This window comes from Paenibacillus curdlanolyticus YK9, assembly GCF_000179615.1.
GTDB classification, from domain to species: domain Bacteria; phylum Bacillota; class Bacilli; order Paenibacillales; family Paenibacillaceae; genus Paenibacillus_T; species Paenibacillus_T curdlanolyticus.
On record NZ_AEDD01000003.1, the window covers coordinates 316,528 to 332,674 of the forward strand.

Genomic DNA, 16,147 nt, shown 5'->3' on the forward strand with positions numbered 1-16,147 from the left:
CGCATCCTCCTTAATGTCCGACCCCAGAAGTTTTTGAAGAGCTATTTTTCACGAGTTTTAACATTCTTGCGAATACGATAAAGGCAGGGATAAGCAGCACAGCTGCCAAAATAAGCGCTGCCCTGACCGTATAACGTACCCCTACCGTACCTATAAAAGGGCTACCCGCCGTTTGGCCGAACGCATTCACTTGACTCATCAAGGATAGAACGGTGCTTCGAACTTTGCTATCGATATTTTGATTAAGCCAAGTGTCAAAAATAGGACCGTAGATAGTGCCGATTACAGTCAACGCCCAAAAGCTCGTAAGTGCCATCGGAAAGTTGACGGATGCTCCGAACAAAAATATAAATACAATTTTGATTGAAGTTAATAAGAGCAAAGCGATGTTTACCGAGAAAACAGATCTTGTATCCAATTTTCTTCTGGCAACTTCTGCAACCCCGATTCCAATAAGTTTGGAACCGATACTAATAATGCCGAACCATACGACTGTAGATAAACCTCCGAGTTTAGGCAGTCCGATCGAGTCGATAAAGTGAAGCTCCCATAATCGATCGAACCCTTCCGAAGAAGCTCCTACAAAAAAAGTTACAAAAGTTAGCATCAACAGAATATGCTTTTTCTTTACTTCCTTTATGCCGCTCATTAACGTGTTTGAAATGACTTTTAGCGTGTTGCGGTTTCCTCGCTCGGCAATAGCTGGGATAAAATTCGTTTCTTTCATTTTCATCAACAAGAAAATTCCGAGCACCAAATAAGTAAGTCCGCCGACAATAAACGGAGCATTCAACTTATAGCTGGCAAGTGCTACACTAACCCCGATTCCAATCACTTCGACGCCAAGTGTAATTTGTCTTGCCCTAAGGAACAACTTGCCGACGTTATCCTCTCCTACTTCGTCCGTAATCCACGCGCCTTGAGCCCCGCTTACAAACGTTTCTCCGACTCCACGAATAATTTCGGCGAGTATGACCATCGCAATGAATGAAAGTACCGAAATATACAGGGCCGACCCTTCCAGCACAAAAGCAAGTCCGAGTACGAAACAGCCGATAATGACCGATAACCTTCGACCATAAACGTCCGCAACGATACCTGTAGGAATTTCGCAAAGAAATACGGTAATCTCCAATGCAACGCCAACTAAAATCAACTGTAAGGGGTTAAAATCCAGTGTATTGATGTAGTACACGGCATAAGTCGTGAACATGACGGTATTCGCAAATGCAATCAAGGAAACCATAGTTAGATAAACGCGCACTGCGCTTGGCATATATTTCTGTCATCCTTCCTTAAACAGGAGATATGAGCTTTGACTACTGCACACGAAGACGAAAATCGACTTCGATCGAGCTTAGATCGATTTTTGCACCTTTTTCCTGCGCTGTTCCAGGCACAAGGTAGCAGTCGGACATCGCAAACGTTTCTCCCAAGAGAAACACAATCAGCACACTTAGCAGCTGACTATATTGCTTGGCTACACAGGAATGACTTCCCCCACCGAATCCAAGCAATGAAAACGGAGCCTTATGCTCGTCTCCCGATCGAGCGAAGCGGTTCGGGTCAAACACTGTGGCATTATCAAACAACTCTTCGAGCAGATGAGTCTGCTCTATGGAACAAATAAACTTGCTCCCTTTTTTGATCCGAAACCCTTTGAACGTCATATCGACCATCGCTTGCCTAGCTATAAACGGAACGGGGGGATGCAACCTTTCGGCTTCACTTATCGAATGTTGAATAAACGACAATCGATTCAGCATCTTCAAGTCGACCGAACTGCCGGAAAACTGCGCAAGTTCCTGTTCAAACGAGTTTAGCCATTGAGGGCTGGATAGCATCTCAAAGAGCGCGTAGGTAGTAAGAGCCGCAACGTCGCTTTCCCCAAACTCGGTGAGCATGTAGGCATAACTGATCAACTCATCTTCCGTGAGCGGACCTTGCTTGCTGGCTTGAGACGCTCTGAACATGATGTTAAGTGCAGTCGGCTCGTCTGGCCGTTCTGCATGCTTTTTCTTTAATATCCACCACATCGCTCGCTTAGATTTCATCGCTTTTTGATAATGCGAACAGGGGATGCTGCTCTTCTTGCCACGGTGAGTGATCGGCCAGTAGTGGGAAAGAAATCTTGCATGCTCGTCCGAACCGGGGACGATGCCCACCATCGTTTCGATCATAATATCCAACGTCAGTTCTCTTAGCTGCTCCATCAGACGGACAGGACCGTTCCATTTCAAAATTCGCTCTTTAATAAGACGCTCCATTCGAGGAATATACTCTTCGAACCGTTCGTGTCGAAACGCTTGCATGACGATCATGCGATGGTGGGTATGTTTTTTTCCGTCCAAACCGCCAAGCGTTTCAACCCCTTTCTCTGCAAGCGGCGAGCGTTGAATCTCGTCGATGGATGCCGTTAGCACATTGCGACATTCGTCGCGGCCGACGATCAGCACATAACGGCCGATTTTCGAAATACGCCCGAACTTCCGATGCATCTCCCCAAAAATTTCATTAACATCTCTTCCTCTTACCATTTGAATACCGTACCGTACCGTTTGCCACAAATTCGGGCCGGGAGGTGCCGGGCGCTTGGCAATTCGGGGCGAAGAAAGCATAACGCTTTCTTCGCCTTTGTTGGATTCGATTCCTTTCATCTGCACTAACCCTTTCTAGCCATGCTCTGCACGTCAATCACACTATGGAGGGCAGACATCAACTCATTTTTTAACTGGCGAGCGCGATCCCGGCTGACCGATTCAGGTAAATATTCAAAGAAAATGCACATCTTCCCCTCTGAGCTGATGACGGAATTGAACTCCATACAATGTAACAGTCCATTGTTCCGGTACCATACCGCACCAAAGTAGTCATCCCGACAATCTTTCAGTAACTTGTTATCCTCGCGCTCATCCAATGTGCTTCTGACGTCCCCGATGTAATTGAACAGAATTTGCGGATTTAACGACGCTAATTTTTCATTTTTGGCAACATATCTTTCAATTCCGTAATTCAGCCCACGATTAGGCAACTGCGTCAATACTTCCTGTACATGACGTACCGCTTCCGTCAAACTATTTTGCTTCTCAAACATCACTGGGAACAGACTAGTAAACCATCCAACCGTGTAGCTTAAGTCAAGACGGTCGTCCAGCTCCTCCCTTCCATGCCCTTCGAGCCCCAACAAAAACCGCTCGACGCCGAATACGCTCGTTAATGCGACTGACAAAGCAGACAACACGACCTGACCCGGATCTGTCTGGAACGTTGTTCGACACTCCTGAAGCAAACGCTCTGTGTCCTCGGCGGAAAGCTCAATCCATTCCTGCTCTCTGTGAGTCGTCTCTTCATCGGTTTCCTCGAATAGATTTTCGACCTGTTCAGCCGCTAGCGACTCCCAATAAGACACGTCAAATCGGCGTTCTGCCGACCCTTTGCTAAGGCTCTCACTCCACTGTTTATAAGAAGCACCTGGGAGTAATGATTGTGATTCGCGCCCCTTGCGGAATTCTTCGTATCGCCACTGAATGTCCTCGATTACAATACGGAAAGAAACTCCGTCAATGACGAGATGATGGCATAACACCAGCAGTTTCTTAGGCTTCTGCCGACCAAAATCGAATACAATTGCCTTGAGCAGCAAATCGTTTTTCAAATCACATCGTTCCTGAATGGAAACGCCGATTTCTTTTACCTTGTGCAGTTGCTCCGATTCCGCAATGTATGATAGATCATAATGGCAAAGCTGGAACTTCGGCGTCGCTTCGATATCTCGTACGGCCTGTACGAAGCGGTCCCCTTGCAGGAAGTAATGGGCGCGTAGCATATCGTGGCTGTCCACCGTATGTTGGAACGCCCGCTCCAGGCTGACAAAGTCAGCGTCATGTGCAAGCTCGAACATATGCCCCATGTTGAAATAATTAGGTTGCGGCACATCTTTCTCTAGAAACCATTGTTGAATCGGAAGCAGCGGAACTTCGCCGTTCCCGCTCTCGGACGAATGCGCTTCAGCGGCAGTCGGCGCTTCCGTCAGCTTTATAGCTTCACTGACAGCGGCGACGGAGCGATAAGAGAAGATGTCTTTTACCGTTACGCGCAAGTTCATCCGTTTGCATCTTTGAACAACCTGAATCGCTTTAATGGAGTCTCCTCCGAGCTCAAAGAAGCTTTCATCGATGCCAACTTCACTTATTTTCAACACGTCTTTCCAAATATTGCATAGCGTTTCCTGTAATTGATTTTCCGGAGCTCTGTACACTTTCTCCTCCGTTTGAATCCCCTTAGGAACGGGTAGTTTACTGCGATCTACCTTTCCATTCACGTTAACAGGAATGTGCGGCACAGCTAGTATAACTTTCGGTATCATATATTCCGGCAAACGTTGCATTAGCGTAGCTTTAATATGGTTGACATCCAACGGTTCGTCGGATACTACGTAGGCGCACAGGAACACTTCTCCATCATGATCCGTACAGTCAATGACATGAGCGCTACGGATTTGGTCATACTCCAACAGCTTTCCTTCAATTTCATCCAGCTCGATGCGGAACGAACGAATTTTGACCTGTCGGTCTTTCCGCCCCCAATATTCGATATCTCCGCTTGGAAGATACCTTCCCCAATCTCCGGTCTTATACATTCTCTCGTGACGATCGGCGACAAAAGGATCTGCCAAAAACCGCTCCTCATTTAAGCTCTCATTGTTCAAATAACCACGTGCCAAACATGCGCCCGATACGTAAATTTCTCCTACGGCGCCGACAGGAACCGGTTGCCTATATCCGTCAAGAATATAAATTCTAGTGTTGTCTATCGGTTGGCCGATCAGGACAGAAGGACGTTCCGTATCCAGATTGTTTTTCGTTACCTTGTAAACGATACATCCGACAGTTGCTTCGGTCGGCCCGTACTCATTGTATATTTCAGTTCCATCTTCGCAACGCATTAGCAGTTCTTCCGTTTTCCTGGAGCTCAGCGCCTCTCCTCCAACAATGAACTTACGAACACTACTCAATGACACATCGCTATGTTGCAAGTAGTATAAATGAGCCGGCGTCAACTTCATCGTATTACTTCGGTTTTCATCGCTGATTCCTTGAATAACCGTCTCGAAATCGCCATTGTAAATTTCGATCGTGGAGCCCGCAAATAACGGACAAAAAATACTCGTAACCGTTAAATCAAAGGTCAATGGCGAGTACAGTGGAAATACAGGCTGCCGCTCCGCATAATAGTAGCGATTCGCCCATTGGATATAATTCACTACGCTGCGGTGCTCGACTACTACCCCTTTAGGTTTGCCGGTCGTACCGGATGTAAACAGAACGTACGCGGCATTCGACGGATTGGCTGCAACGATCGACCGGCATGCGTCTAACTGATCAAGATCTTTACGATCATATTGATTTTTCATTTTCACGAGCGGTCGCTCGCTCGCATTCGACTCGTTTTTGTCCACTTCCAGAATCGCATCATACCGGAACAGCGTCAGCTCGTTAACGACAGTATGCACTTTTTTCGAACATTGCACGGAGCGAATGACAGGGAAATCGACTTGCAAATCTTCCAAATACTTAGGGGATACGAACAGCTCCGTCTCCCAGCCGATTTTCGTTGTGTAACCTACTTGGCTATGCTCCCTTTTGAATTGCGTCATGGATTGAATCAGCTGTTTTTTCAAGTTTGGATCCAACACATCCCCGAAGAACAACACCCCGGTACCTGCGAGCAGATCAATCGCTTTGCTTACAATGTTGCGGAAATAGTTAAGGCCGCCGAAACAGTGAATGACGCTATTCATAATAATGACATCGTATGCCCCTGGCTCTAACCGATCAATATCAGCCGCCTGCATGACTATAAATTCGGTATTGGCAACGCCTGCCGCTGTCACTCTCTCGATATTTTTGGCGATAATAGTTTCGGATAAGTCAATGCCCACATACTTTTTAACTTCGGGCGCTACTTCAAAGGCCGTGATCCCGGATCCGCATCCGATTTCCAGCACTTTGGCGTCTTTATGCAAATACGGACGGATTTTACTCAGTGCGTTACTTTTGTATTCCGCCATCTCCAGTTCGCTGAAGTGCTCGCCGGTATAGCTGCTTACCCAGCCACTTCCGCTGATTTCATCGGTTGAGATTTCTGAGACGTAGTTCCAGATTTGGCTATTCATGAGCTCGCTGGACTGTTCTATGTTCTCCAAATAAACATGTTCCGTGTCCAAACAAATAAAGGAGCGCAGCGATTCGCAAGACCACTGCAGCTTGTCCAACAACCCGATATATTTTTTCTCGGATACGATTGTTATCATGCCGGAAGCTTCCACAATCGTTTCCAGACGCTCTATCGGAAATCTGGCGTCGAGAGGAACATAAGCCCCTCCTGTTTTCAAAGTTCCGAGTATGCCGACGATCATTTCCGGTGAATGATCCGCGAGTATGCCGACAAATGCACCTTCGCGAACCTTTTCCCGCTCGTACAAAAATGCAGCCAGACGCTCCGACTGTTCATCCAATTCCTTATAAGTAACTTCCCGACCCCCATGTCGAACGGCCACCTGATCCGGTACTTCTTTCACCCGCTCTTTGAAAATCTCATGAATCGTTTTATATGGAATGTCTGTCTCTTTCGCTTGCAGCATTTGTTCCCATTGACGATCCGTTAGCAAATTGCACTGACCCAGGGGCTGCTCTGGTTCCGAGACCAGTTGATCAAGCAACTGCAAGTATACTGCCGTCAAATTCTCAATGAACGCTTCGGAATACGCTCCCTTATAATATTCCAGCAAACAATAAATTTGACCGTCGTCCGTTTCGGTAAAGTCAAATTCCAAATCCCACTTCGACGATACGTGCTCGATGATATCGGCTTTGCGAATTTGAATATCGGTCAGCTCCGATAATACGGACTGAACACCTTTGTCAAGCTTAATATTTTGCAGTACGACGTTTACGTTGAATAACGGCGAGCGGCTCGTGTCTCTTGGCAATTGCAGCTTATCTACCAGCAGATCGAATGGGTAGTCTTGGTGTTCAATCGCCTCTAGTATGTTTCGCTTTACTTCCGACAACAGCTTGACAAATGAGTCGTCTGATTTCACTGTCGTTCGCAGTGCCAGCGTGTTAACAAAAAATCCGATGACGTTCCGCAAATCAAAATGAGAGCGACCGGCTACAGGAGAGCCGATAATTAAATCATCTTGACCTGTATAGCGATGCATCAACACATATACAGAAGAAAGGAGTGCCATATACAAGGTGACATCATGCGTTCTCGATAAAGATTGCAACTTGCGGGTTAACGATTCAGGAATAAAAAACGGATAATGCGCGCCTTCAAAATTAAAGACGGCAGGTCGCGGTTTGTCGCCCGTAAGCTCGCAAACTGGAAGAGTTCCCGAAAACTTGTTCAGCCAGTATCTTTCCTGATTCGCAAATTGCTCTTGCTGTAACAGACCGTTCTGCCAAACGGAAAAGTCTTTATAATGAATGGAGAGTGGCATCAATTCAAGAGATTTGTTAACGGAAAAATGCTCATATAAACTTAGCGTTTCACGGATCATTACTTCAACCGACCAGCCGTCGGAAATAATGTGATGAATGACAAACAGGAAAACATATTTTTGTGGTCCCGTTTGAATCATGACATTACGGAATAACGGTCCTGTTTCGATATCAAAAGATTCGTTTTTGTATGCAGTCAATAATTCTTTTGTTTTCCACGGTACGTCGTATTCATCGTTCAACACAATCATCTCAAACGGAAGGTCAACCGTCCGCCCGATTTTCTGCTTTAACTCTCCCGCTTCTAACACGAATGTCGTTCGCAGCGTTTCGTGTCTCTCCACCATGAAACGCAACGCTTTTTCAAATGCTTCGATTTGGAACTCGCCTTCGATTGAAATTTCCTGATGCATATTGTAAGCTTTTTGATCATCCTGCATTTGATCCAGAACCCACAGTCTGCGTTGTGCAAAAGACACAGGATATGCATCCAACTGTGGTTGCAGTTCAATAGAAGAATAGCTTTGCGTTATACTGCCGATAACTTCCATGGCAATCCCTTCAACCGTAGGGAACGCGAACAACGTATCAAAACTTAACTTCTTATTGAGTTCTTTGGCAATGAGGTTAATAAGCTGAATTCCCAACAAGGAGTCTCCACCTAACTCGAAGAAACTGTCGGTTCTTTGAACATCGGGCACGCCCAGGATACCGCTAAACAGCTCTATCAACTTGCCTTCCACGAAGGCTGTATCAAGCAAAGTTACCGTATGCTCATTGTTAGCAGCATCCGGTTCCGTCAAGCGCTGCTTCTCTCGGACGATCGCTTCCTGATTCGCCTCAGGCAAATCAACCCAATGCCGCTTTTTTTGAAATACGTATGTTGGTAAAGAAAGTTTGCGGCAGGCACTTCCGAAATTATGAAACCATTGTTCCAAAGCCGTTTCATCGCCACGTAAGTAAGCTTCCAACGTTGGCTTCAGCAATTCCGAAATCGAATCACTCATCACTAAAAATGATGGAGTCTGCTCCCATTCAACTAGCAGCTCTCTTAACCCTTCAAGCAGCTCCACTGCACCTGTTGCGCTGAGAGCAACTTTGTGAGCGTATTGCCCACGGCCCGTGCAGACGGTGTAGCACAAACTCGGAAAATGTACGTCGGGCGTATCCTCTAGAAAAGCCACATATTTGGCGACTAGCGATTGCAGCGAATCTTGTGTTAAGGCTGACAGTACAAACGGAAACTCTTTTAATGGCGCCGACTCTTCTGTCAATAAATTCTCCTCATACTGCTCCAGAACGATGTGACAGTTCGTTCCATTAAAACCGAACGCACTGACTCCCGCCCGCCGCGGAAATCCTTCTGGACTCCACTCTTCCAGGCGATCTGCCACATACACCGGCGAATTAATAAAGTCGATAAACGCATTAGGCTCGTTAAAATGAAGGGTAGGCGGAATTTGGCCATTTTTCACAGCCAAAACCGTCTTTATTAATCCGGCGATGCCGGACGCTCCTTCGATCAGATGCCCCACATTCGTTTTTACAGAACCAATACCGCAAAACTGCTTGTCTTTTGTATAGGCAGCAAAGGCTTTGGTTATTGCGGAAATTTCGATCGGATCACCTAACTTGGTGCCAGTTCCATGTGCCTCAATATAGGTAATCGACCTCGGATCGATCTTGGCATTTTTCCATGCTTTTTTATACATTTCTGACTGGGCTGCCGGGTTCGGGGCAGTAATATTGGAAGATCGACCGTCGTTGTTAATAGCATTGCCGATTATAACGGCATAAATATGATCTCCATCCTCTATCGCTTTCTTTAACGATTTGAGGATAACTACACCGCCGCCTTCTCCTCGAACGACTCCATTGGCATCGTTATCGAACGCTTTGCATTTTTCGTCTTCGGAGGTAATGCCTACTGTTTCCGAATAATCATTTTTCATATTAACGGGGAACAATTGCAAGTTAATGGCCCCCGCTACCGCCATTGTGCACTCTCCAGTTTTTATCGCCTGCGCAGCATAGTGAACCGCTACCAACGAAGAGGAACAAGTAGAAGAAAAAGCGAGAGCAGGACCGTTCAAATTGAAAACGTGTGATACTCGGGATGCGATAAATGGAACAAGATTGCCCGGTACGGCTGAAGGAGGCAGTGCGTCCGAGATCGCTGCGGCATATTGGTTTATGCAATTGCCGATATAAACACCCGTATTGGTGTTATTCATCTTAGTGCCGCCAAGTCCAGCATCTTCAAACGCTTCATATGTCATTTCCAAAAACATCCGCTGCTGTGGATCCATAAATTTGGCTTCGCCAGGCACGATTTGAAAGAAGTCGTTATCAAACTTGTCCACTTCATCCAAAAATCCGCCAGACCAATAATCACTGCCGCCAGTCAATGAATCCGGGCCCATTTGTGAAAGAAAACGGTCGGTATCTTGTTTGCGAGAATCTGGAAATGGTCGTATGCTATCTACCCCGCCTACAAGATTATTCCAAAACTCCTCTTTGTTGTTCGCCATAGGCATGCGACAGGAAAGGCCGATGATCGCCACTTTATCTTCTTGCTCGCCACTTTTTTCTCCCTGATCGGAAAACTCCATAAGCAACTTATGCGCCGTTTCTTTCGTAATTTCGTTGTTACGCAAAAGCTGCAAAATGTATTGAATATGATTATTTCCCATGACTGCTTGCCACTCCCTCTATCCCAGTCAGTAACTCGTCTAGTTCACCGTTCAACATTTGGAAAAAAAGCTCTTCGTTTTCTTTTAAATAAAAATGTCCTCCGGTAATAGCGTGCATGTTTAAATGACTGCTCGTACACTCCGCCCACTTAGGAAGCCATTCAATCGATACGATAGGATCTTCTGTCCCAGCAAATACGGTCAGCGGGCATCTTAGTGCCACCCCTTCCCGAAATTCGTATGTATCAATCATTTCAAAATCAGCCTTTATGATCGGCAGAAAAACCTTCATCAACTCATCGTTTTGCAATACCTCATGCGGAGTACCGTTCATTTGGCGTAATGCATTCGACAACGTATCATCGTTCAATAGATGCAGTGGCGATCGCTCCTCTCGCTCTGCCCCTACTATTCGGGGCGGGTTACAAGCCGAAATGAACAGACGTTCCGGAGCGCCAGCAGCTTGCTCCTGCAACGTCCTTGCCAGTTCATAAGCGATAAGCGACCCTAGACTGTGCCCAAAAAAAACGTAAGGAATGTCCGTAAGGGGACGAATCAAAAACGACAGCAACTGCACCAATCGATCCATTCTCGTATGCAAAGGTTCATTTATTCGTGACCCTCTGCCAGGCAGTTGGATCGCACAAACTTCCACTCCTTCGGGAAGTTTGTGTACCCAGGAGGAGTAAAATCGAGCTTCTCCTCCAGAGAAAGGAAATGCAAAGAGACGTAATTTAGGGTTCTCCTTCCTTTTCGCATATAAAAACCAGGAGTCGAAAGATACTGATGGCGGCACAATTTCTCACCCTTTGCTGCGTTGTTCGTTCATTTCGACAAGTCTATTGAAAGAAGTGTTTAAATTTCGGGTTTTCTTCCAGCATGCGGATCCGTTCACGAACTTCCTCATCCAACGCTTTCTTAAACATTAGAATCGTTTTTAACAACTCCATAGATTTCTGAATCTGCCCAATCGTGGCAATCTTTTCACTTTCGACCGTCTGTTTTAACAGCCGGAGCTTTTCATTGGAGGCGACGACTGCGCTTTCGTATTCTGCGTTGTTCGGATTACGGTTTCGAGTAGCAGCCGCAATCGCCAAACAGCGTCCTATAAATTCCTCGCCCCACTGTCCAACAGCGGTAGAAGGTTCCCTAGTCGTCTCTTTCGCGCCCAACTCAGATTTAATAAGTTGCAACTGCTGCTGGCCTTCCATCGGAAAGCATCGAGTGGTTGGAAACTTCTGCTTCATAAGCTTTGTCAGGACCGCTTTCGGGCCGACTTCGATAAACGAGTCTGCCCCTCGTTGTACAAGCTCGTTCATCGTATCGTTCCAACGAACTTGTGACACCATTTGCTCTGCCAGCAAGTTTCGAACTTGTTCTTCGGATTCATACGGAAGGGCAGTTACATTGGAAAAAACATCCCACTTCCGCGATTCATACGAGACTTTTAAATGTTGCAATTCGACTTTCATTTTTTCCGAGGCTAGTTCCATATAAGGGCTGTGAAACGCTCCGGAAACCGGCAACGTTTTAATTATGGCGCCCCTCTTTTCCAGCTCTCGGCCTGCTGCTTGAATAGCTGCGACATCACCTGACAAGATCACTTCGGAATCCGAATTGCAATTTGCCAGTACGACCCGCTTCCCGCTACGCTCTATTTGGCTGCACACCTCTTGAATATCTTCAATAGTCGATCCTAGCACCGCCAGCATTCCTCCTCCTGCCGGTGCTAAACTTTCCATGAATCTGCCACGCTTTTGGACAATTTGGAGCCCATCGGCAAAAGAAATCGCTCCGCTGCATACCAAGGCGGAATATTCCCCTAAACTGTGTCCCGCACCGAACGAAATAGCCAAAGTAGTTTCTTGCTCAAGCACCCGATAAGCCGCTACGCTTAGCGTAAGGAGGATCGGCTGCAGCATATCCGTTCGATTAAACTGCTCAGGTGAGTTATTACACAACGCCGATACATCGATATTCAACAAATCTCCAGCTTCTTCGAATGTTCGGCCAGCCACTTCGAACTGATTGCACAATTCGTTGCCCATGCCGATATATTGCGAACCTTGACCGGGAAAAAGAAGCGCTATGTTCAAACCTCATCCATCCTTTAGCAAAATTCAGTCTTATACTTTACCAAGCAGCTTCGCAGCGTCTTCCAATGTCATGCTTCCACTCTCAAACTCATTTAAAATATCCATCATATCGTCTGCTTGCTGCACGTCTCTCTCTTTGACATAACCAGCCAACTCGCGAATTGTCGAATAGGAATAAAGATCAGCAATCTCTACTTGAACTTGGAAAGCGTCTCGCAGCAGTCGCAGCAGCTTGACCGCGCTCAGTGAAGTGCCGCCGACTTCGAAGAAGCTAGCGTTTTCCGGCATGTCGTCGTATCCCAGCACTTCTTTCCACATTTCCGTTATTTTCCCGACAACTTCCTCCATACTTAATCCAGAGAGCACCGCTGTCGCTTTTTCAGATTCGATGGAAGATCCATGCGCCAATATTTCAGCCCTCAGAGCATCCGAAAAGTTGATTTTTACAACTCCAAGCAATTCTTTCATTATTTTGAGATCAAAATCCGATACGACGATGAGATCATAGGCTTTACTTAGCACACGGTCGAAACAAGCGATGAACTGGCTGTATTGAATCGGCGGCAGCATCGTAACATCGAGCAAGTACCCGTGTTTGTCCCCAGTTACGATTTCAGTAAGATTTATCGTTGTAGTCGCACGGCCCTGCTGAAGACGATAATCGCCAAAAGCGTCCAAGAACATGTTAACCGCTGTGCAGTCGCAATTTTTGGGGCCACCCATAATGGAAGAAATCGAAGACAACGTAATGAAGAAGTCCAGATCGGCATCTTTAGTAAGCTCGTCGATGATCCAAGCGCCTTTCAGCTTACTCATAACGGCGCCGTGGAACTCGTTTTCATCCATCTCTTCGATCATCTTTCCGTAAATTTGCTTAATGGAGAATACAACCCCGTCGATCTTTCCGAACGTTTCTTTGACTTGGCGAACAGCCTGTTCCATTTCTGAGAAACTCGTCGCATCTGCACTTAGGTGAATCGTTTTTGAGCCTGATTTTTCAATATCTAATATGCCTTTGACCTGACTGTAGACTCGGCTGTTTTCGTCCCCGTTTTTAATGAGACTTTCCCAAGCATCCCTAGCAGGCAGAGCTGTTCTAGTAATGAAAGCGAGGTTGACGTTGTGTTTCTCCGCCATATATTTGCCGATTTCCATCCCTAGGTATCCGGCACCAATGATAAGGTACACTCCGTTCTCCTTCAGTGCGCGCTTTCTATCCGCGACCGGAGCAGGATTGTGACGAGCCAGAACTTGTACTAATCTTCCCCCGTCCTTGCGGATAGCGACGAGTTCATCCCGTTCTCCCTTTGGTTGAGAAACCTCTGTAAGAATCGCCTGCGCCGCTTGGTGCCCCGACATTTGTTTCGTATCCAGGTCGATACAATAGGTTACGATTTTCGGCATTTCCTGAGAAATAACTTTGGCAAGACCGGCAAGTGTTGCCCGCACAGGGTAAATTGTCGGTTCGCTTCCGTTGGCTTTGAAAGCATACGACGTTGCGATATTCATTTGCAGCTTTGGCGAAATCCGATGCTTTTGAAGCGACTTCATCAAATAAAATAAGCTATAGGCGCTTTTGTATTGCGACTCCTCCAACGTTTTCAGATCATGCATGCTATCGTCATCATTAGAACAATTCCACATATGAATGAGACCTGTAAGACTCTCCCAAACGTTTGCTCCCAATGCTGAGACCAACAAGTCATAGTCAGAGGTGTGAGCAGGATGAATCGTAAATTCCTGCAAAGATTGGCGTGAAAAATGCTGGCTAGGTCTAACGATAATATAATCTTCTTTACGCAGCTTCAGTTCCTTCAAAAGCTCATTTTCCAAGTCTGACTCTTCCGAAAAAATGAGCCAAAACTTCGTTTCTTCGGTCGCGGTGAGGCCATTTTGCAACTCTTTAGGCATCCAAGCGGCGTCGAACAAATACGGACTAGCGTCGATCTCCTCATACCGCTGTTCTTTTAACCCCAGCTTCGGCCAAAACCGCTTTTGATCGAAACCATAAGCCGGCAACGGCACTACTTGACATCGCGTATTTGCATAAACACGATTCCAATCAATTTGCCACCCGTTCAAATAACCTGAAAAAATATCCTCTACACTCGTCGATTCTAGTCTCTGGATTCTTGTTTCCATGCTGGTGCAAGCATAGCCGATACCCCACTCTCGCATCTCATCCGAAACCATTTCGTAGCTTCCGAACGCAGCGACGCGGGTAAGTTTCGCTTTCAGTTCGTCGGTATCTTTCGCTTTGATTGCAATCCTGTGACTGTAAGAGTCTCTGCGAGACATGCTGTAACAAAGATCAACAAGACGCCAAGAGTCATTTTGCTGCAAAAACTGCTTAGTTTTCTCTACGCTTTGGAATAAAGCCCTTTTTGTTTTGGCCGAAATGGTGAATACTTGCTGCGCAAGTTCACTCTGTTCAGAAACTGCGCTGCCTGTGTACTCTTCCAATACGACATGACAGTTCGTACCACTTAGACCGAAGGCGCTTACGCCGGCTAGTCGCGGGCCGTCATCTGTCTTCCATTCTTGAAGCTCTTTGTTGACATAAACGGGTGAATCAGAAAAATCTATGAGCGGATTAGGCGTTTCGAAATGTAAGCTGGCTGGAATTTTTTTGTAATAAAGTGCAAGCGCCGTTTTAATTACACCGGCTATGCCAGCCGCCGCATCTAAATGGCCGATGTTGGTCTTAACTGAGCCTATTGCACAAAATTGTTTGTCATCGGTGTACGAACGAAATGCACGTTTTAGCCCATCGATCTCGATCGGATCTCCAAGCTTTGTGCCTGTGCCGTGCGCCTCAATATACGATATACGGGTCGGGCTTATCCCAGCGTTTTTCCAACTTCTTTTTATGACCTCAGCCTGAGATTCAGGATTTGGAGCGGTTAGGCCGTTCGATGCCCCATCTGAATTAATAGCACTGCCTTTAATAACGCAGTAAATGTGATCGTTATCGGTAATTGCGTCCTCTAACGGTTTAATAACGATTACCCCGACACCTTCCGCAACGTTCGTACCGCTGGCATCGGCATCGAAACTTCTGCATTTGCCGTCCGCCGATTCGGTTCCCATTTCAGCACCGTCAACGTCAAGCGGCAAAAGCAGCGTTTGTACCCCGCCTACTACCGCTTGGCGACAATCCCCCGCTCTTATGGCCTGACAAGCGTGATGAAGAGCTACCAATGAAGAGGAGCAGGTTGTGTCAAAAATCATGCTAGGCCCTTTTAGATTCAGTAAGTATGACAATCTTGCAGGAATAACGGCTGGCATATTGCCTAGCACTGCATGACCATCAAACTCCTCTAACAGCTTTTTGTATCCTTCTTCATAGGAATATCCAACATAAACGCCTGTCAAAGACCCCGACAACTTTTCCTTCGAAGCACCGGCCGATTCCAACGCTTCCCAGGCCGTCTCCAAAAACAACCGCTGATTCGGATCCATCGCTTTCGCTTCTGCGGGTGTGATCTGAAAAAAATCGGGGTCAAACAAGTCAACCTGCTTCAAATAGCCTCCCAACTTGAATTTGGCTCCTCTTAACATAGCAAATGATTGTTCGTTCAAATAACGAATATCATCGATGCGATTCGTCGGAAACGTTTCGATTGCATCATCGCCTTGCATCATGTTGGTCCAGAAGTCTCGTGCATTATCTGCATTTGGAAATCGGCAAGCGACACCTACAACAGCGATATCCTGTTTCGTTTCATTCGTATTCGCAGGCTCATGCTGCGTCAACTCTTTGAGTAAGGCTGACGCTCGGTCTCTCTCCAATCGATTTGTCGCTACTTGTTCAAGAATGTATTTTTGAATAGCTTGCATAAAATGAAGAAAC

Annotated in this window: 6 protein-coding genes; all 6 read right to left on the bottom strand. The window is 46.4% G+C overall.

From position 1 onward, the window contains the following. Positions 1–10: 10 nt before the first annotated feature. From PAECUDRAFT_RS07315 to PAECUDRAFT_RS24485, 6 genes are read right to left on the bottom strand one after another with little or no spacing between them, the layout of a single operon-like run. On the bottom strand, positions 11–1,276 hold the full coding sequence (locus tag PAECUDRAFT_RS07315; RefSeq protein WP_006037478.1) for an MFS transporter: 1,266 nt from the start codon (positions 1,274–1,276) through the stop codon (positions 11–13). Between the two features lie 43 nt (positions 1,277–1,319). Continuing rightward, entirely contained in the window at positions 1,320–2,657 is a 1,338-nt protein-coding gene (locus tag PAECUDRAFT_RS07320; RefSeq protein ID WP_006037479.1) for a cytochrome P450, read from the bottom strand. 5 nt (positions 2,658–2,662) lie between these two features. Continuing rightward, positions 2,663–10,198 (bottom strand): condensation domain-containing protein, encoded by a 7,536-nt coding sequence (locus PAECUDRAFT_RS07325; protein ID WP_006037480.1) that lies wholly within the window; start codon positions 10,196–10,198, stop codon positions 2,663–2,665. Then, complete coding sequence (locus tag PAECUDRAFT_RS07330) at positions 10,188–10,994, bottom strand: thioesterase II family protein (protein WP_158306235.1); 807 nt, start codon at positions 10,992–10,994, stop codon at positions 10,188–10,190. Before PAECUDRAFT_RS07330 ends, PAECUDRAFT_RS07325 begins: the two co-directional genes overlap by 11 nt. Before the next feature lie 43 nt (positions 10,995–11,037). Beyond that, positions 11,038–12,294, bottom strand: coding sequence for an ACP S-malonyltransferase (gene fabD, locus PAECUDRAFT_RS07335; RefSeq protein WP_006037482.1), 1,257 nt, complete (start codon positions 12,292–12,294; stop codon positions 11,038–11,040). A gap of 30 nt (positions 12,295–12,324) precedes the next feature. Beyond that, positions 12,325–16,134, bottom strand: a complete 3,810-nt coding sequence (locus PAECUDRAFT_RS24485) for a beta-ketoacyl synthase N-terminal-like domain-containing protein (RefSeq protein WP_006037483.1) — start codon at positions 16,132–16,134, stop codon at positions 12,325–12,327. Positions 16,135–16,147: the final 13 nt, after the last annotated feature.

What these genes read in the sequence shown, in the direction of transcription:
- PAECUDRAFT_RS07315 (WP_006037478.1), bottom strand. Translation starts at nt 1,276, where the DNA reads ATGCCAAGCGCAGTGCGCGTTTATCTAACTATGGTTTCCTTGATTGCA.
- PAECUDRAFT_RS07320 (WP_006037479.1), bottom strand. Translation starts at nt 2,657, where the DNA reads ATGAAAGGAATCGAATCCAACAAAGGCGAAGAAAGCGTTATGCTTTCT.
- PAECUDRAFT_RS07325 (WP_006037480.1), bottom strand. Translation starts at nt 10,198, where the DNA reads ATGGGAAATAATCATATTCAATACATTTTGCAGCTTTTGCGTAACAAC.
- PAECUDRAFT_RS24485 (WP_006037483.1), bottom strand. Translation starts at nt 16,134, where the DNA reads ATGCAAGCTATTCAAAAATACATTCTTGAACAAGTAGCGACAAATCGA.